12 protein-coding genes and 1 tRNA gene are annotated in these 14,904 nt (G+C 46.8%); 6 read left to right on the forward strand and 7 right to left on the reverse strand.

What is annotated here, in order from left to right; all coding sequences use genetic code 11:
- Nucleotides 1–162: 162 nt before the first annotated feature.
- The gene (locus JOY44_RS06155; RefSeq protein WP_171572785.1) at nucleotides 163–1,506 is read right to left on the reverse strand and encodes an OB-fold nucleic acid binding domain-containing protein; all 1,344 of its coding nucleotides are present in this window, start codon (nucleotides 1,504–1,506) and stop codon (nucleotides 163–165) included.
- Nucleotides 1,507–1,706: 200 nt separating this feature from the next.
- Between JOY44_RS06155 and psbQ the strand changes: the two genes are divergently transcribed.
- The 4 genes from psbQ (at nucleotide 1,707) to JOY44_RS06175 (ending at nucleotide 4,469) form a co-directional block, all read left to right on the forward strand.
- Complete coding sequence (psbQ, locus tag JOY44_RS06160; RefSeq protein ID WP_171572786.1) at nucleotides 1,707–2,315, forward strand: photosystem II protein PsbQ; 609 nt, start codon at nucleotides 1,707–1,709, stop codon at nucleotides 2,313–2,315.
- 10 nt (nucleotides 2,316–2,325) lie between these two features.
- On the forward strand, nucleotides 2,326–3,462 hold the full coding sequence (locus JOY44_RS06165) for an NAD(P)/FAD-dependent oxidoreductase (RefSeq protein ID WP_171572788.1): 1,137 nt from the start codon (nucleotides 2,326–2,328) through the stop codon (nucleotides 3,460–3,462).
- Between the two features lie 35 nt (nucleotides 3,463–3,497).
- Nucleotides 3,498–3,950, forward strand: coding sequence for a nitrate reductase associated protein (locus JOY44_RS06170; protein ID WP_171572789.1), 453 nt, complete (start codon nucleotides 3,498–3,500; stop codon nucleotides 3,948–3,950).
- 285 nt (nucleotides 3,951–4,235) lie between these two features.
- A complete protein-coding gene (locus JOY44_RS06175) occupies nucleotides 4,236–4,469 on the forward strand; it encodes a hypothetical protein (RefSeq protein ID WP_171572790.1) in 234 nt (77 codons plus the stop codon).
- A 29-nt stretch (nucleotides 4,470–4,498) separates the two neighbouring features.
- On the opposite strand, the gene JOY44_RS06180 is transcribed toward JOY44_RS06175, so the two are convergent.
- From JOY44_RS06180 to JOY44_RS06190, 3 genes are all read right to left on the reverse strand, one after another.
- A complete protein-coding gene (locus JOY44_RS06180) occupies nucleotides 4,499–4,789 on the reverse strand; it encodes a hypothetical protein (RefSeq protein WP_171572791.1) in 291 nt (96 codons plus the stop codon).
- A 90-nt stretch (nucleotides 4,790–4,879) separates the two neighbouring features.
- Entirely contained in the window at nucleotides 4,880–6,565 is a 1,686-nt protein-coding gene (locus JOY44_RS06185) for an ABC1 kinase family protein (RefSeq protein ID WP_171572792.1), read from the reverse strand.
- Nucleotides 6,566–6,679: 114 nt separating this feature from the next.
- The gene (locus tag JOY44_RS06190) at nucleotides 6,680–7,138 is read right to left on the reverse strand and encodes a cobaltochelatase subunit CobN (protein WP_197985166.1); all 459 of its coding nucleotides are present in this window, start codon (nucleotides 7,136–7,138) and stop codon (nucleotides 6,680–6,682) included.
- Here JOY44_RS06190 and JOY44_RS31300 point away from each other — a divergent pair.
- Entirely contained in the window at nucleotides 7,118–7,498 is a 381-nt protein-coding gene (locus JOY44_RS31300; protein WP_197985010.1) for a hypothetical protein, read from the forward strand. The genes JOY44_RS06190 and JOY44_RS31300 overlap by 21 nt on opposite strands.
- 48 nt (nucleotides 7,499–7,546) lie before the next feature.
- On the opposite strand, the gene JOY44_RS06200 is transcribed toward JOY44_RS31300, so the two are convergent.
- The 3 genes from JOY44_RS06200 to JOY44_RS06210 form a co-directional block, all read right to left on the reverse strand.
- Nucleotides 7,547–11,545, reverse strand: coding sequence for a magnesium chelatase subunit H (locus JOY44_RS06200; RefSeq protein WP_171572793.1), 3,999 nt, complete (start codon nucleotides 11,543–11,545; stop codon nucleotides 7,547–7,549).
- 355 nt (nucleotides 11,546–11,900) lie between these two features.
- Nucleotides 11,901–12,698 (reverse strand): YdcF family protein, encoded by a 798-nt coding sequence (locus tag JOY44_RS06205; protein ID WP_171572794.1) that lies wholly within the window; start codon nucleotides 12,696–12,698, stop codon nucleotides 11,901–11,903.
- 83 nt (nucleotides 12,699–12,781) lie between these two features.
- Nucleotides 12,782–12,854, reverse strand: a tRNA-Thr gene (locus tag JOY44_RS06210).
- A gap of 576 nt (nucleotides 12,855–13,430) precedes the next feature.
- Here JOY44_RS06210 and JOY44_RS06215 point away from each other — a divergent pair.
- Entirely contained in the window at nucleotides 13,431–14,765 is a 1,335-nt protein-coding gene (locus tag JOY44_RS06215) for a sensor histidine kinase (protein WP_171572795.1), read from the forward strand.
- Nucleotides 14,766–14,904 lie beyond the last annotated feature (139 nt).

Below are 14,904 nucleotides of genomic sequence, written 5' to 3' on the forward strand. Positions count from 1 at the left end.
TGTAGCCAATCCTAAAGAAAGAAAATCCACGTAATCTTTCAAATTTATTGTTTTCGATAGTAAATATTACCTTGACAGAGGAATTAAGTAGAGGAAAGCAACTGGATAAACTGACCAGAAATCGGTAAAGCAGACAGCCCATCGATGCTCCCCAAGCCATGTTTAAGCAGGAGTCGTAAGAGAGGAAACGTGAGCTTGAAACCCCGCTTTGAGTAGAGCGTTGACGGCGGCTTGATGATCATGGACGCGAAACTGAGGACCAAATCGGACAAAATGGCGTTTATCTTGGGCACTGACGATCGCCACAACAGGAACCTTCGCGCGATCGTCCTCACCTCGATGCTGCAACAACACAGTGCGGAGGCGATGCTGTTGTTCAATATCACTGGCAACTTTAGGCTCTAACTCGACCATCACCATGCGTACCGATTCAATGGGTTCCACATCTTCTACGATAAATTGTGCCTGATCATCCCGCCGATCGATTTTGCCCCACACCATCAGCCGTGCATCCACAATCAGCTTCTCGCTAATGCGCTCATAAGATTTGGGAAAAACAACAGACTCGGCGTTCCCGGTCAGGTCTTCAATCGTGAGAATCGCCATGCGATCGCCCTTTTTAGTAGTCACAGGTTTAAGGCTAGTTAACATGACGATCGCGCTCACCGAGGAACCTTCAGCGTAGTCTTGCAAATCGCTCAGGTTAATGGGTGCCAGCATCCGGGCAGAAGCTTGCAGTGGCTTAAGCGGATGATCTGAAATGTAGAAGCCGATAATCTCCTTTTCCAACCGCAACCGTTCTTGTTGAGCAAAGTCTGAGACAGGGCTTGCTTTGGGAGCTGATTCAAATGCATTCACGGTGGCTTGTGTGCTGCCCAGCATATCAAACAGGTTGCCTTGTCCACTGGCGCGATCGCGAGATCGTGCCTGCGCCCAATCCAAAATCAGTTCCAAGTCATGGACAAGCTGGTTGCGGTTTTGGTCAGGATCGAGTTGATCTAGGGCACCGCAATGAATTAGCGCTTCTAACGCTCTCCGGTTAACGGCACGAGAGTCCACGCGATCGCACAAATCTGGCAACGATTTAAATGGTCCCTCTGCTTCTCGCGAAGCTAACAAGCTTTCTATCGCCCCCAAACCCACATTGCGTACGCCTCCTAAACCAAACAAAATGGCATCACCAGTCGGCGTAAAATCAACTCCAGAGCGGTTGACATCTGGCGGCTGCACTTGGATGCCCATGGCAAAACACGTCGCGATATACTTCTGTGCCTTATCTTGATCGCCACTGTTTGCCGTCAACAGCGCCGCCATATACTCAACTGGGTAATTTGCCTTCAGGTAAGCGGTTTGATAGGTGACATAGCCATAGGCTGTGGAGTGGGATTTATTAAAGCAATTGGATGCCACCAATCCGTTTGCCAGCACAAAATTATGGTTTTGTTCGACCCCAATGTCATAGACCGATTGATTACCCAACAACCTACGACCAATGACCTTCACCATATCTAACCTCAGCAATAACCCAAAGACCCGTGGAGTCTAACATAAGTCTAGCGGAAGGGAGCTAGGCCAGGAGAAGCGGTTTTGATATACACTTCTTGACGTAGAGTCTCTGGGCGGTCACTTATCATTTATATGGCTTGCTCGATTCTATAAATAGAAGTAGGCATGTATTTCATTCGGCGAGGTTGGGTTAACAAGTCATGGTGAAGATTCGCTCGATTATGTCAGCCGCTCTGGCTTTGTTAATGGTGTTGGTGATTGCAGTGGGTCAGGTTGAGGCTGCCAAAGTTAAAAAGCCTCTGACTTATGCGCCTGAGCAGTTAGAGCAAATTCAGGGATACGCGACGGAGTTGCAGGCAATGCGCGATCGCTTGCCTGAGTTAGGTGCGCTCGTGCAACAGCAAGATTGGACGTTTACCCGAAACTTTATTCACGGTCCTTTGGGTGAGCTGCGGGTCAAAATGCAGAATGTTTCGCGCGTCCTATTGCCCGATGCTCAACCCGGTGCCCGTAAACTTGCAAAGGAAGTGTTTAATGACTTAACTGCGCTTGATTTAGCCGCGCAAACCTCCAAAGTCGCTGTTGCCCAGCGTGAATATGGTGCAGCCGTAAAAGACTTTGATTCTTTTTTGGCAATGGTGCCCGAAGCGGCTCGTCTTAAGCCAAAACCGCCTGAGCCAATTGCTGAAGAGCCTAAAACCAGCTTTTTGAAGGAGTTGCTAGCGCCTACAGAATCGGATGTTGAGCCAGAAGATACAGTGCTGGAATTAACCCCACAGGGCGCTGAATCTGAGCCAGAGGCTGAGTAGCTAGCTTGATGTGAAAGTTGTCATTATTGGATGTGGAATTGTAGGTGCCGCGATCGCCTACGAACTGAGCCAAATCCCTCTCTTGGAAATTAGGGTGTTTGATCGCCAAGCGCCTGCCCAAGCTTCTACGGGTGCTGCGCTTGGGGTCTTAATGGCAGCCATCAGCCAAAAGCCAAAGGGTAGCAATTTTCAAAGACGACTGCTGGGCGTTGAAACCTACGACCAGTGGATTCCTCAGCTAGAAGCGATGACAAACCGCAAGATCCCTTACAATCGTCAGGGAATTTTGCGGCTTTGTTTTGCTGGAGAAGATCTAGAACGCTGGCGATCGCTGGCAGAAATTCGCCGCTCTCAAGGATTGCAGTTAGAAATCTGCGATCGCGCTTATCTTGCAGCAAACTATCCCCATCTCAATTTAGAGCAGGTGATGAGTGCTGTTTACTCCCCTGGCGATCGCCAGGTTAATCCAACCGATCTCACCTTAGCGCTGGTTGCCGCCGCCGAACAAAACAGAGTCACTTTTCATTTCAACACGCTTGTGGAGTTTGAATCTCCTGTTATTCCAGCAAACAGTGAAAAACTCTCCCGCCTGCACACGGCCACCGACTCTATCGATCTAGACTGGCTGATTGTTGCCGCTGGTTTAGGCTCAGCTGGCCTCACTGCTAGCCTGCAACAGCCTGTAGATATTCGTCCTGTGCTTGGTCAAGCCTTGCAGGTTGCCTTAGAGCACCCTTTGGGATTGCCTGATCGACAGCCGGTGATCACCGGAAACGATCTGAACTTGGTGCCATTAGGCAACGGTGAATACTGGATTGGCGCAACGGTGGAGTTTGGTGGTGTAGAGACCCAACATTTTACAGTACAGCCCAATGCAGATAGGTTAGAGGCGATGATGAACCAGGCGATCGCTCTGGTTCCCGCTCTAAAAAACGCGCAGATTATTCAACAGTGGTCGGGTTTGCGCCCCCGTCCTGAAGGTCGTTCCGCTCCTATCGTCGAACTGCTAACGGGCTATAGCAACGTCATCCTTGCCAGTGGGCACTACCGAAATGGCGTACTTTTGGCTCCTGCAACGGCAAAACAGGTCAGAGAGATCATTCAACACGATCTTCACCCACAGGAGAGACAACCAGGTCAAACTTAAACGCCAATATCAAGATGACTAAAGGGGATGCAATAATGAGCCAATTTTTTGCCTTTGAATCTGACTTTGTTGAATCCTTGCGCTGCATTCCGATGCAGGTTCGATTCAAGCTTGATGCCTGTGGGGTCAAGCTAAAGTTGCAGCATTGGAATCAGTTTGAGCCCAGCGATCGCGCTCAAATGGTTGCCTTGCCCTGTGAAACTGAAGCGGAAATTCAGAACTATCGAGAATTTTTACAGCGGCTGGTAGAACAGCGAACGGGTACTACCGCCTCTGAGTTGCCAATTGATGTAGATCCGCCCTGGTTGAATGCAGATCAAATCCCTGTCAGTGTTCAAGAGAAAGCAAACGAAGTTGGAGCAAAACTGACACTAACTCAATGGTTTGCGCTCAGCCCATTAAAGCGGTTTGCACTGATCAAATTGAGTCGTTCCATGCACGAAAACCGAAATTTTCTCCCAGCACTAACAGAATTTAACCTTAATTGATGGAGGCTGCTTACAAAAACTTTACAATGAAAAAGCAGTGAACAGTGCTTTGATAGGGATAAGGCCGGTATGGAAATCCCTTTCTTCTCGTCAGAAAAACCCTTCTTATTCGTTTGTTTTCCTTGCTGATAAAGTCCTACTTGATTCAAGTGTTGAGACTTAACGGATAAATCTTGACAGCTAGCTAATTTAGCTTTTCTTTGCTGAATTGTGAATGTGTGGCGATCGCATACTTCCGTCAACAGACTCGCTAACGCCTATATTCTTTACAAAAGACGCAACTTTATGACATCCAACGCCGAGATCAACAGCCTTGCGCCTGACCTTGATGCAAAATCTTACAAACAGCGTCTCAATCGCTGGGCGATCGCTCAACTAATGCCCAACAAGCAATTGGTGATTGTTGCTCGCTATCGCAGCCGCTCTGATGCAGATGGACACCTTTTGTTCTTCAAACAGCAGTCCCCTGAAGCGACCTTTGTGGTGATTGTCGATAAGAAAGAAGCCGAATCGGAATAGATTCCTATTTAATGAAACCCTTTACTGAATTAATCAGGGAGCAGGTTTTCTTCGTCATTTGATTGGTCACTATTTGTCATTTTGGCGGTATCTTCCAACGTTTCTTGAATAAATAGTTTGGCTAGCAAGTTGTAGTTGCCAGCGCCAATGTATTGAGGATATTTGTATTCCCGGCTATACATCCAGACTAGTTCATCGCAGAGATGGATTTTGACGGTTTCCGACCACTTGCAGTTTGGCATGAGCGATTTAGCGGCATTGAGTGCCTCTGTCCATCGCTCAAACTCTTGGGAAAAACCAGGCGTGACAACTTTGAACATAAACAGAAGTTGGGTACAAGGATCGGGGTAAACAGGTCAACTGAAAGAGTTCCAATTTGCAGCTTAGCTTCAAAGTTGTGGAGCTTTAATTTATCTTCCAATCACTCGGTCAACTTGGTCTTGAGCCATTAAATTAACGAGGGCGCGGAGTAAAATCACTCCTCCAACACTAGCTAACGCCAATGCTGCGATCGCCCAATTAATATAACCATTTACCAGCAGCATCGTTGCCGATAGTAGGGCAAATCCGGTGATGCAAGTATAGATAAGACAATGGATCGAAAGATTCAGACGTTTCGTGGCGCGATCGCTTTCTAGAACGCGCACTTGCCGCTGAAATTCCTCTTGTTCTCGTTGTTCTTTCACCTGTTGCCGCAACAGATCAGCGGAATTAGGTTGACGCAATTTGAACATAACGAATTTTTGGGCTTGGCGGACTAGCTCACCAACGCCGCTGTTTCCCTGCTTGCTGGTCGCAAGGCTTTTCACAAATGGCTTCGCCGCCATCATTAAGCTATATTCGGGGTCAAGGGTACGAGCAACACCATCCAAAGTGGTGAGCGCCTTCAAAATAAAGGTCATTTTAGGCGGTAGGCGGAAAGGCTGCTGTTCATACAATGCGTAGAGTTCAGTCCGCATTTGAGTAAAGGCTTGCAGCTCTACGGGCTTTTCGGTAAATTGCTCTAACAAAAACTGCGTCACTCGACGAATGGGAACCATATCGGCAACAGGCTCGATTAGTCCCATATCTATTAACGTATCGATTACCTGGTCGGTATCTTTTCGCAGTACGGCAAAGAACGTTTTGACCATCTGATCTTTATTAATCGGCTGAACTTCTGCCATCATGCCGAAATCATAAAAAATTAAGCATCCATCTTGGCTGACTGCCATATTGCCAGGATGGGGATCTGCCTGAAAGAAGCCATCTTGTAACAATTGCTTCAGGTAGCTGCAAATACCTAATTGATTAATTTCTTTTAAATTAATTCCGCAGGCTTCCAAGCTTTGGCGATCGCTAATTTTGATTCCCGGCACATAGTCCATCGTCAAAACTTTGCGGGTTGTATATTTAGGATAAATCTTGGGCACCCGAATGCGGGGATGATGCCGAAAGTTGAACCGGAAGCGATCAGCGTTGATTGCCTCTTGGATGTAATCGATTTCTTTATATAAAATTTCAGCAAATTCTTGGTAGATACCTTCTAACTGGTACTGCCGACTCCACGGTAAGGCACGATCGCAAAACCGCACCAGTCGCCGTAACACTTTAAGATCTAAGTTAAATAGTCGCTCTAACCCTGGACGCTGGACTTTGACAACCACCTCTTCGCCAGTATGCAATCGGGCTTTGTGTACCTGCCCTAAACTAGCAGCCGCAATTGGAATCGAGTCAAACTGCCGATAAAGAGAATAAATAGAAGCGCCTAACTCTGCCTCTATAGTGGCGATCGCGTCATCAGCGCTAAACTCTGGCACCTTATCTTGTAGCCGGGTTAGCGCTTCTACATACTCTGGTGGCAGCAGATCAGCACGAGTAGATAATGCCTGTCCAAGCTTAATAAAAGTAGGTCCCAAATCTAACAGCGTACCAACCAACCATTGGGCACGACGGTTGCGATAGCGATTGGATTTTCTAGAAACAGCTCGATCCCACCATAGATAAAACACGAGCTGTGCCGACGATACGGCAACATCGATTTGGCGCACTAGCGGTGAATACCGAGTACGCTGCCACCGTGGCGGCTTTTGAATAGTAGGCTCAAGGGCTACCATAAATCATGCGAACCAGCCAACAACTGAACGTGAAATAAAACACAAGTCAATCTCCGTTTGCACTGCAAAACTACAGCTTCTAGAGATTGCGGCAGAGATCTGTAAAACAGTCTTCTACAAAGAATCTTTTGCCTTTGGAAAACTTGCTGCTGTTATTGTGCCATTGGGATGCCCAAACAGGCTCCGTATAAGTGCCAATGTTAACTCTATTCTCAAACCGCCTTTTAATTGGCTTCTGCACCTTTGTTCATATTTAAAGAATGTAGTGTTGATGTCTTCGTAGACCCAATTATCCACAGCATCGGCGGTTGCAGACCAGCCCATCGTATTGACCAAGCGCTTTGAGAGTTCTCTCACGCCTTCATAGCCGTGGGAAAGCATCCCTTCGTACCACTTAGGATTGAGTAATTTTGTCCGCGAGTCTAAGCGCACGGTTTCCGATAGGGTGCGGATTTGGGCATTGGCAGTGGTAGTGTCTGCCATGTAAGCAGTGGGCTTTTTGCCATCATCCCGCAGACCCGCAACGATTTTGGTGGGGTCAGAATCATAGTAATGCGAAACATCGGCATTTATGGGCTGACTGCTCTATCCAATTGCGTATACCGTTTGTTAGAGCCGCACCTTGTAATTGCCGATAAACTCCGACCTAAGATGGAAGCCATTCCACTGGATGAGATCAAAAATAATGAGGTAGGTTATGTGCGAACCCCCATGCTCAATCTTTTGGAAGCCACCGTTAGACCGTTGATGCTTAACTCCAAAGTGCTGGATGTTGCTTATGAGCTCTATTTAAGCGCGCCGCCATCTGCCTATCCTGTAATTAATCTTAAAGAGCTAGCACTGAGGACAGGCGCTAGTTTACTTGAGTGCCGTAATGCCATTGTTGAAGCTAATCAGCATGGACGATTTCCGCAATGCGCGTTAGAAACTTAAACCAAGCAGAATTGGGTGAGCATGTGCCCACCCCACAGATTTTAGAGACTACTCAATTCCTTCAATCCGATCTTCGACTTGTTGATAAAGTTCGCGGAGTTTATCGAGGTTTTCCTCGCTGGTTTCCCAGTAGCCGCGCCCATTGGCTTCTAATAAGGTCGTCACCATTTTGCGAAACGAGTTGGGGTTGAGATCCATTAACCGCTTGCTCATTTCTTCGTCTTTAAAGAATGTAGTGTTCGTGTCTTCGTAGACCCAATTATCCACAGCATCGGCGGTTGCAGACCAGCCCATCGTATTGACCAAGCGTTTTGAGAGTTCTCTCACGCCTTCATAGCCGTGGGAAAGCATCCCTTCATACCACTTAGGATTTAGCAGTTTGGTGCGAGAATCCAAGCGCACGGTTTCCGATAGGGTGCGGATTTGGGCATTGGCAGTAGTAGTGTCTGCCATGTAAGCAGTGGGCTTTTTGCCGTCATCCCGCAGACCCGCAACGATTTTGGTGGGGTCCGAATCGTAGTAATGGGAAACATCGGTGAGGGAAATTTCCGACGAGTCCAGGTTTTGGAAGGTGACATCCGCAGTTTTAAGGGCTGCTTTGAACAGGTCTTCGCTTTGATCCATCATGCCGGGATTATCGGATGAGAAAGCAAATCCTTTCCGCGCTAGGTACATGTTTTGGAGTTCTTGTTCATTTTCCCAGGTGCCGTTTTCCACTGCCAAGTTGATGTTGCTGGAGTAGGAACCGGAAGCATTGGAGAAAACACGGGTTGCTGCTTGGCGCAGGTTGATGCCCATCTCTTCTGCTTGCTTCATAGCGTGTTTACGGACGAAGTTCATTTCAAGTGGTTCATCGGCTTCGGCTGCCATTTTGACAGCGCGATCGAGGAGTGCCATTTGGTTGATGAATAAGTCACGGAAGACACCGGAGCAGTTGACGACGACATCGATCCGGGGGCGACCCAATTCTTCTAAGGACAATAATTCTAGTTTATTGATTCGTCCGAGAGAGTCGGGCATGGGCTTGACTCCGACCATCCAGAGGATTTGGGCAAGAGATTCGCCGTAAGTTTTGATGTTGTCGGTGCCCCAAAGAACACAGGCGATCGTTTCGGGATAGTTACCGTCGTTTTCTTGCCGCTGGCGATCGAGCAGGCGATCAACCACCACTTTTGCCGATTTAACCGCAGCAGCAGTGGGAATTGATTGGGGATCAAGAGCATGGATGTTTTTGCCCGTGGGTAGTACATCAGGATTGCGGATTGGATCACCGCCAGGACCGGGAATGATGTACTGTCCATCTAATCCGACTAGCAGAGCGCCCAGTTCATTATCGGCAACCACTTGCTTGAGGCAGAATTGGAGATACTCAAACAGCGGCTTGAGCGGTTCGGAATCAACGGCAGTGTAGCCGGCTTGATGAAGCGCTTCAATCCAGGGTGCTTTTTTGTTGTTAAAGAGATTGCTAAACATCGAGAGTTTGGAGACACGCCCTTCTTCGTCAATTTGGGCGTGAACCATGGCAGCGACAGCGGCACGAACCGCCATGTTGATGGCGTTCAGCAGTTCTACATCGTTGAGAACTCCGCGATCGCTATTAGCATAAATCTCCTCCATTTCTCGCCCGATGCTAATGGCGATAATCCGCTGGAGGCTGAGGATGTTGTCTTCTTCGCGATCAAGGCTAGCAATGTTAACCAAAGTGGCGATCGCTTCTTCCGCTGTTGGGGGTTTGCCAATTACATGGAGACCGCAGGGCAATAAGCGTGATTCAATCTCCATCAGCTTGATGTAAACCTTGCCAACAACCATATCGCGCTCTTCACTGGTTAAATCTCGCGCGTCTTTATCGGGTAGTGCAACATCCTTATCCAAGTTCACCACTCGGCACTGATCCATGATGGTGTTGGTGATCGATTCACCCCGCCCCGTGTCTTTTAGGGTTTGGTAAGAGGCAATCAGGTCGCTCAGTTCCTTTAGCCCTTTGTATAAGCCAGCATTTTCAGCGGGAGGAGTCAGATAGCTGATGGTTTCGGCATAACTACGACGCTTGGCGATCGTAGCTTCTGATGGATTATTTGCCGCGTAATAGTAAAGGTTGGGGATGGTGCCAATCAGGCTATCAGGGAAGCACTCATCGGACATGCCGATCTGTTTTCCGGGCATGAACTCCAGTGAACCGTGGGTGCCAAAATGCAGCACCGCATCGGCTTTCCAGATTTTCTCCAGATAGGTGTAATAGGCAGCAAAGCCATGATGAGGGCTGGCGGAACGGGAGAACAGCAGGCGCATGGGATCGCCTTCATAGCCAAACGTAGGCTGTACGCCAATAAAGACATTGCCAAAGGATTTGCCGTAGATCAGCAAGTTTTGTCCGTCGGTGTTCAGGTTGCCAGGAGCAGGACCCCAAGAAGGAATCAACCGTTCGTGATAGGGGGTCAGAGCTTCATATTCTGGCACCGACATTTTATAGGCGATGTTGAGTTCGGGGCTGTTGAACTGAGCCTGAGCATTGTGCAATACCTCCAACATCAGCTTTTCTGCCGAGTCGGGTAGTTCCTGTACGTCATAACCGTTGTTGTGTAACGATTCCAGTACTTTATAAATAGAGCCGAACACGTCTAAATAAGCGGCTGTGCCCACATTTCCTTTATCTGGAGGAAAGCTGAAGACAGTAATAGCAACGCGCTTATGCAGCTTAGGCTTGCGGCGCAGATTTGCCCATTTCATGGCGCGTTGGGCGATCGCTTCCACTCGATCTTGCAGGGCGATCGCTTTACCAGTATTGCCATCCCGTCCAGACAGAATAATTGGCTCAATAGCGCCATCCAGTTCTGGCAAGGCAATCTGCAACGCAACCTGAATTGGGTGTAGCCCTAGTTCGCTATCTTGCCATTCTTCCGTCGTTTGAAAGACCAACGGCAGCGCCACCATATAGGGACGATTCAGTCGAGTCAACGCTTCGATCGCCTTGGGATGATCTTGCCGTGCCGGACCACCCACTAAGGCAAAGCCTGTAAGGGACACCACCACATCCACGAGCGGCGTAGTTTTGTGAATTGAATCATAGAAAAAAGCTTCCACAGGCTTAGAAAAGTCTAGCCCGCCAGCAAACACAGGGATTACCCGTGCGCCCATTGCCTCCAGTTCAGACACCATCGACACGTAATGAGCATCGTCGCCTGTGACCAAATGAGTCCGTTGTAAAACTAGCCCAACCGTTGGCACGAGCGGATCGCGCATTTCCTCTGGCAAGTCGCGGCGGGAGGAAAACCAGTTGAGATACTCCTTCACGTCCTCATACATGGTGGGCGCGAGGGGATGCCAGATGCCAAGATCAGGGTATGTTACCGGGTCCTGGTATTGAAAAATAGGAGCGGCGCTACCGTTTATGCCCACTTCTCCCTTGAATACATACTTATCTGCCAGCATCAACAGGAAGTTCTCCAGGTTTTCTTGAGAACCACCCAGCCAATATTGAAAGCTCAGCATAAAGTTGCGGGCATCCTGCGCTTTATCCATTGGCAGATATTTCAATACTTGGGGCAAGGTGCGGAGCAGCTTCAGCATGGCATCTTGAAAGCCTGCGCCAGATTTCTCTTTGCGCTTTTTCATGAAACTGGCGATCGCGCTCTTGGACTGTCCAATTTGCGCCAATGAGAAGCTGCCCATTTTGTTGAGGCGCATGACCTGGGGCATAGAGGGGAAGACCACCGATACATCTAGGCGATCGCGGTGAGGTTCCACCGCTTCCACTACCTTATCTGCCAAATCTTCTAGAAAAATCAACGAAGCGATAAAAATATTGGCTTGAGAAACATCCCTCTTGAAGTCCTCAAAATTAGTCTGATCACGAAGTTCTTCGATCAGATAACCGCTAATTTCGACGGCAATACTGGGATGATTCTGGTTAATTGATCGAACAGCAGCAGAAAGAGCGCTTTGATATTGAGGCTCTAGCACGACATAAACCACCTTCACCAGACTGCGTCCGCCTAAGGTTTCGGGTTCGACATGTCTAATGATGGGCTTGACGTGAGTGAACATGCGGTTAGGCTCCTTAAATCATGCGATTGCAAGCAGTCGTTACTAAAGGTCAATGCTGAGCATCTAAGGGTCTTCGATTTTGCATCTGCCAGCCGACGAAATGAAAAGCGGGACATTAAGCAAAAAAACGAGAATCAATGACAGCTAAAAATTAGACCTTACGTTTTACGTTGCACATGAATCTTTGTATCAGAAAAGCTTACCTCGTGCGGGTTTGGGGACTTAACTGACACAATTTGATAAAAAAACAGACATTTTTGTTCATGTTTGTTTACATTTAAATGAGCGACTGCTCATTAAGTAGTTTGAAAAACTTCATAATTCTTCCTCCAGGAGCTACAAATGAATGGCTGAGCTAGATCCAGCCGCGCAACCAGTAGATCAACATGCCAACATATTCTTTGAGGGCACGGGTAATGTTGCGGAGCTGCTCAGATTCAGGAAGTAAGCTCAGCGCCAACGATTGAGGACTGGCTTGCAAAGCTTCTAAATCGCTATCGCTAACTAAAAAATCAGTCGGTGCAGGAATCGCATCAATTCCCAGTTTTTGAAAAATGCGGAGAGATCGCGGCATATGAATTGCTGAAGTAACGAGCAATATGCGGCGGATGCCGTTTTCGCCCATAATTTTCTTCACATTCACTGCATTTTCACGAGTCGTGCGTGAAGTCGGCTCCTGAATCATTGCTGAGTCGGGAACTCCCATTGTTTTCATTAGCTCCACCATATCTGCCGACTCCGGAGCGTCGTTGTTGCCCTGCCAGTCTACCCGCCCGCCACTGAGAATAAGACGAGGCGCTTTGCCTTCACGGTAGAGTTTGGCACCATACAACACGCGATCGCCCTCTTCACTCACCTCCACCCACGGACGGGGAGAAAAAGCTGGTTTAGTGGCTCCACCCAACACCACGATCGCGTCTGCTTGGGGTAACTCGCCTTTGGGTAGGTGTTGAAATTCTAGAGATTTGAGCAATACGATACTCACCCAACCATTACTGCTCACTAATAAAATAACCAGCGCTAACCCAACGGGAATCATCGCTAAACGCGATCGTCGCCAAAACATCAGCCCTAACGCTAGCAACAGCAGTAGGCAAGCCAGACCCAGAGGATACAAAAACAGCGGTAATAGCTTAGAAAGAAACAAAAACATTAAAAAGGACTTTGACCAGACAAAGTGAACACTCAGCCGCTGATCTTATCGCAGTGATATTAGAAATAGCAGTACTTTCAAAAAGCTGGTGACAAGACTCGAACTTGCGACCGGCGGTTTACAAAACCGCTGCTCTACCAACTGAGCTACACCAGCATTACCCTTCAGTTAACCACAATAGCAAATTCTGCATCCACTCCGATAAAGTGCCCAAATCTTTAATGAAATTCAGGATTCATACTAAACCATCGCGTTTATCGAGAAAACGCGATATGCAGCCAATTTATCTACGTCCAAAAGCCTTTCCTCTGAAGGAGAAGGTCTTGCAGATATTGTCACTTCTCCCATAAGCGAAGGCTAAATGCTTTACTTCCCGTAAATCGTTCGGTCTTTGCAAAAATTAAAGGCCAATCCTCATCACCAAACGAACCCAACATTCAAAGCTGTTAATTGCTCGGTTACTCATGCAATCTTCATTGTTTATCTTGATAGATGCACCCTATTTTGCTTTTATTAACAAATTTTGTTGGAATTAAACTATACCGTTGTTTTGACTTGCGTAGAGATGTTACGTTTAATAATTAGGTGATCGAGCAAACTAACCAATTAGATTGATTATTCTGTGGTTAAGAAAGGATTATCAATTTGCAAAAGTATTTGAACAATAGACATCGTGTTGCACCGGGCTGTTATTAAATTATCAACCTTATAATTAGCGGTTTTTATCTTGTCATGAACGTCCTTGAAATTCAAAAAAGCTCGGATCATTCGATTGAAACTAGTTTGGATATGCAGTCCCAAATTAAAGATCTTCATCTCCATGATTGTTCAGTTGAAATCGAGCAGCTGGGAATTGATATTTCAACGACTTTCAAGGAAAAATCGATTCTTCCCGGTGTGATTTTGATAAATAGTGGTGCGTTTTTCGGGATGCTTTCTCGGCGGCGTTTTTTAGAGTTGATGAGCCGACCTTACGGTCCTGAATTATTTTTGAAACGCTCAATCAAAATGTTATATGAATCTGCTCAACATGATGTGCTAGTTCTACCCGGACATATGCAAATTGCTGAGGCGATTCACCAGGCATTGCTAAGATCACCTGAGCTACTATATGAACCCATTGTGGTTCAAGCTGCTGCTGAGTCATATTTTCTATTAGAGGTTCATCATCTTTTATTGGCACATTCTCAAGTTCATGAACTAACTATCAAGTTATTAAATGAGCAAACTGAAGCTAAGTTGATTCAAACTGAAAAGATGGCAAGTTTGGGAGAGATGGTGGCAGGAATTGCCCATGAACTGCTAAATCCTGTGAACTTTATATGGGGAAACATTGGATATTTGCAAAATTATATCAATGACATTTTGCAGATTCTTTCAGCTTATGAAAAAAAGTATCCGCAGTTGATTCCCGAAATTGCAGAATTAAAAGAGGAGCTTGAGTTTGATTTTCTGATTCAAGACCTTCCTCAAATTGTTTCCAGTATTAAAATGGGTTCAGAGCGTCTTAAAAAAATTATTTCTGCCCTAAGAAACTTTTCTCATGTGGATGAAGCTGTTCAGCGCCCAGGAGATATTCATGAGTGTTTAGATAACACCTTACTAATTTTAGGTAGCCGTATTAGAAATTTTGTTGAGGTCGTCAAAAACTATGGAGATTTGCCCTTAATTAATTGCTATGCAGGACAACTCAGTCAGGTTTTTACAAACTTAATTGGAAATGCTGTAGATGCTTTATCTGAACAGATTGATTCGTCATCTGAATCTAACTGGAAGCCTTGCATTGAAATCTCAACAAGCCTTTTAAAGCGAGAAATTTCAGGTAGTTCCACAACACAATGGGTTGCGATCGCCATTCATGACAACGGTCCTGGCATTCCGGCTGAACTGCAATCTCGCATTTTTGAAACCTTTTTTACAACCAAGCCCATTGGCAAAGGAACAGGACTCGGCTTAGCAATCAGCCGTCAAATTATCGTAGAGAAACACGGTGGACATCTTAATCTTGCATCCAACTCAACCGACGGTACAACTTTTGAGGTGCTGTTGCCTCTCGCCAGATGCTAGCAAATTCCGTCGATTGCGCCACGGTGACAAATAATTGAGATAGACTTATTAAGGCTTCTTTACCAGGATTTGCTCTGGATTTATTAGAAAATTTCTTAAGAAGCCACTCACCCACAGAATTTCTTTTTTAGCGGAACGG

It is taken from the genome of Leptolyngbya sp. Cla-17 (genome assembly GCF_016807185.1).
Classification (GTDB): domain Bacteria; phylum Cyanobacteriota; class Cyanobacteriia; order Leptolyngbyales; family Leptolyngbyaceae; genus ULC077BIN1.

Bases quoted from the DNA above. Each gene is read 5' to 3' on its own strand.
- JOY44_RS06205 (WP_171572794.1), bottom strand. From the start codon at position 12,698: ATGTTTTTGTTTCTTTCTAAGCTATTACCGCTGTTTTTGTATCCTCTG.
- psbQ (WP_171572786.1), top strand. From the start codon at position 1,707: ATGGTGAAGATTCGCTCGATTATGTCAGCCGCTCTGGCTTTGTTAATG.
- JOY44_RS06215 (WP_171572795.1), top strand. From the start codon at position 13,431: ATGAACGTCCTTGAAATTCAAAAAAGCTCGGATCATTCGATTGAAACT.
- JOY44_RS31300 (WP_197985010.1), top strand. From the start codon at position 7,118: ATGCGAAACATCGGCATTTATGGGCTGACTGCTCTATCCAATTGCGTA.
- JOY44_RS06175 (WP_171572790.1), top strand. From the start codon at position 4,236: ATGACATCCAACGCCGAGATCAACAGCCTTGCGCCTGACCTTGATGCA.
- JOY44_RS06170 (WP_171572789.1), top strand. From the start codon at position 3,498: ATGAGCCAATTTTTTGCCTTTGAATCTGACTTTGTTGAATCCTTGCGC.
- JOY44_RS06185 (WP_171572792.1), bottom strand. From the start codon at position 6,565: ATGGTAGCCCTTGAGCCTACTATTCAAAAGCCGCCACGGTGGCAGCGT.
- JOY44_RS06155 (WP_171572785.1), bottom strand. From the start codon at position 1,506: ATGGTGAAGGTCATTGGTCGTAGGTTGTTGGGTAATCAATCGGTCTAT.
- JOY44_RS06180 (WP_171572791.1), bottom strand. From the start codon at position 4,789: ATGTTCAAAGTTGTCACGCCTGGTTTTTCCCAAGAGTTTGAGCGATGG.
- JOY44_RS06200 (WP_171572793.1), bottom strand. From the start codon at position 11,545: ATGTTCACTCACGTCAAGCCCATCATTAGACATGTCGAACCCGAAACC.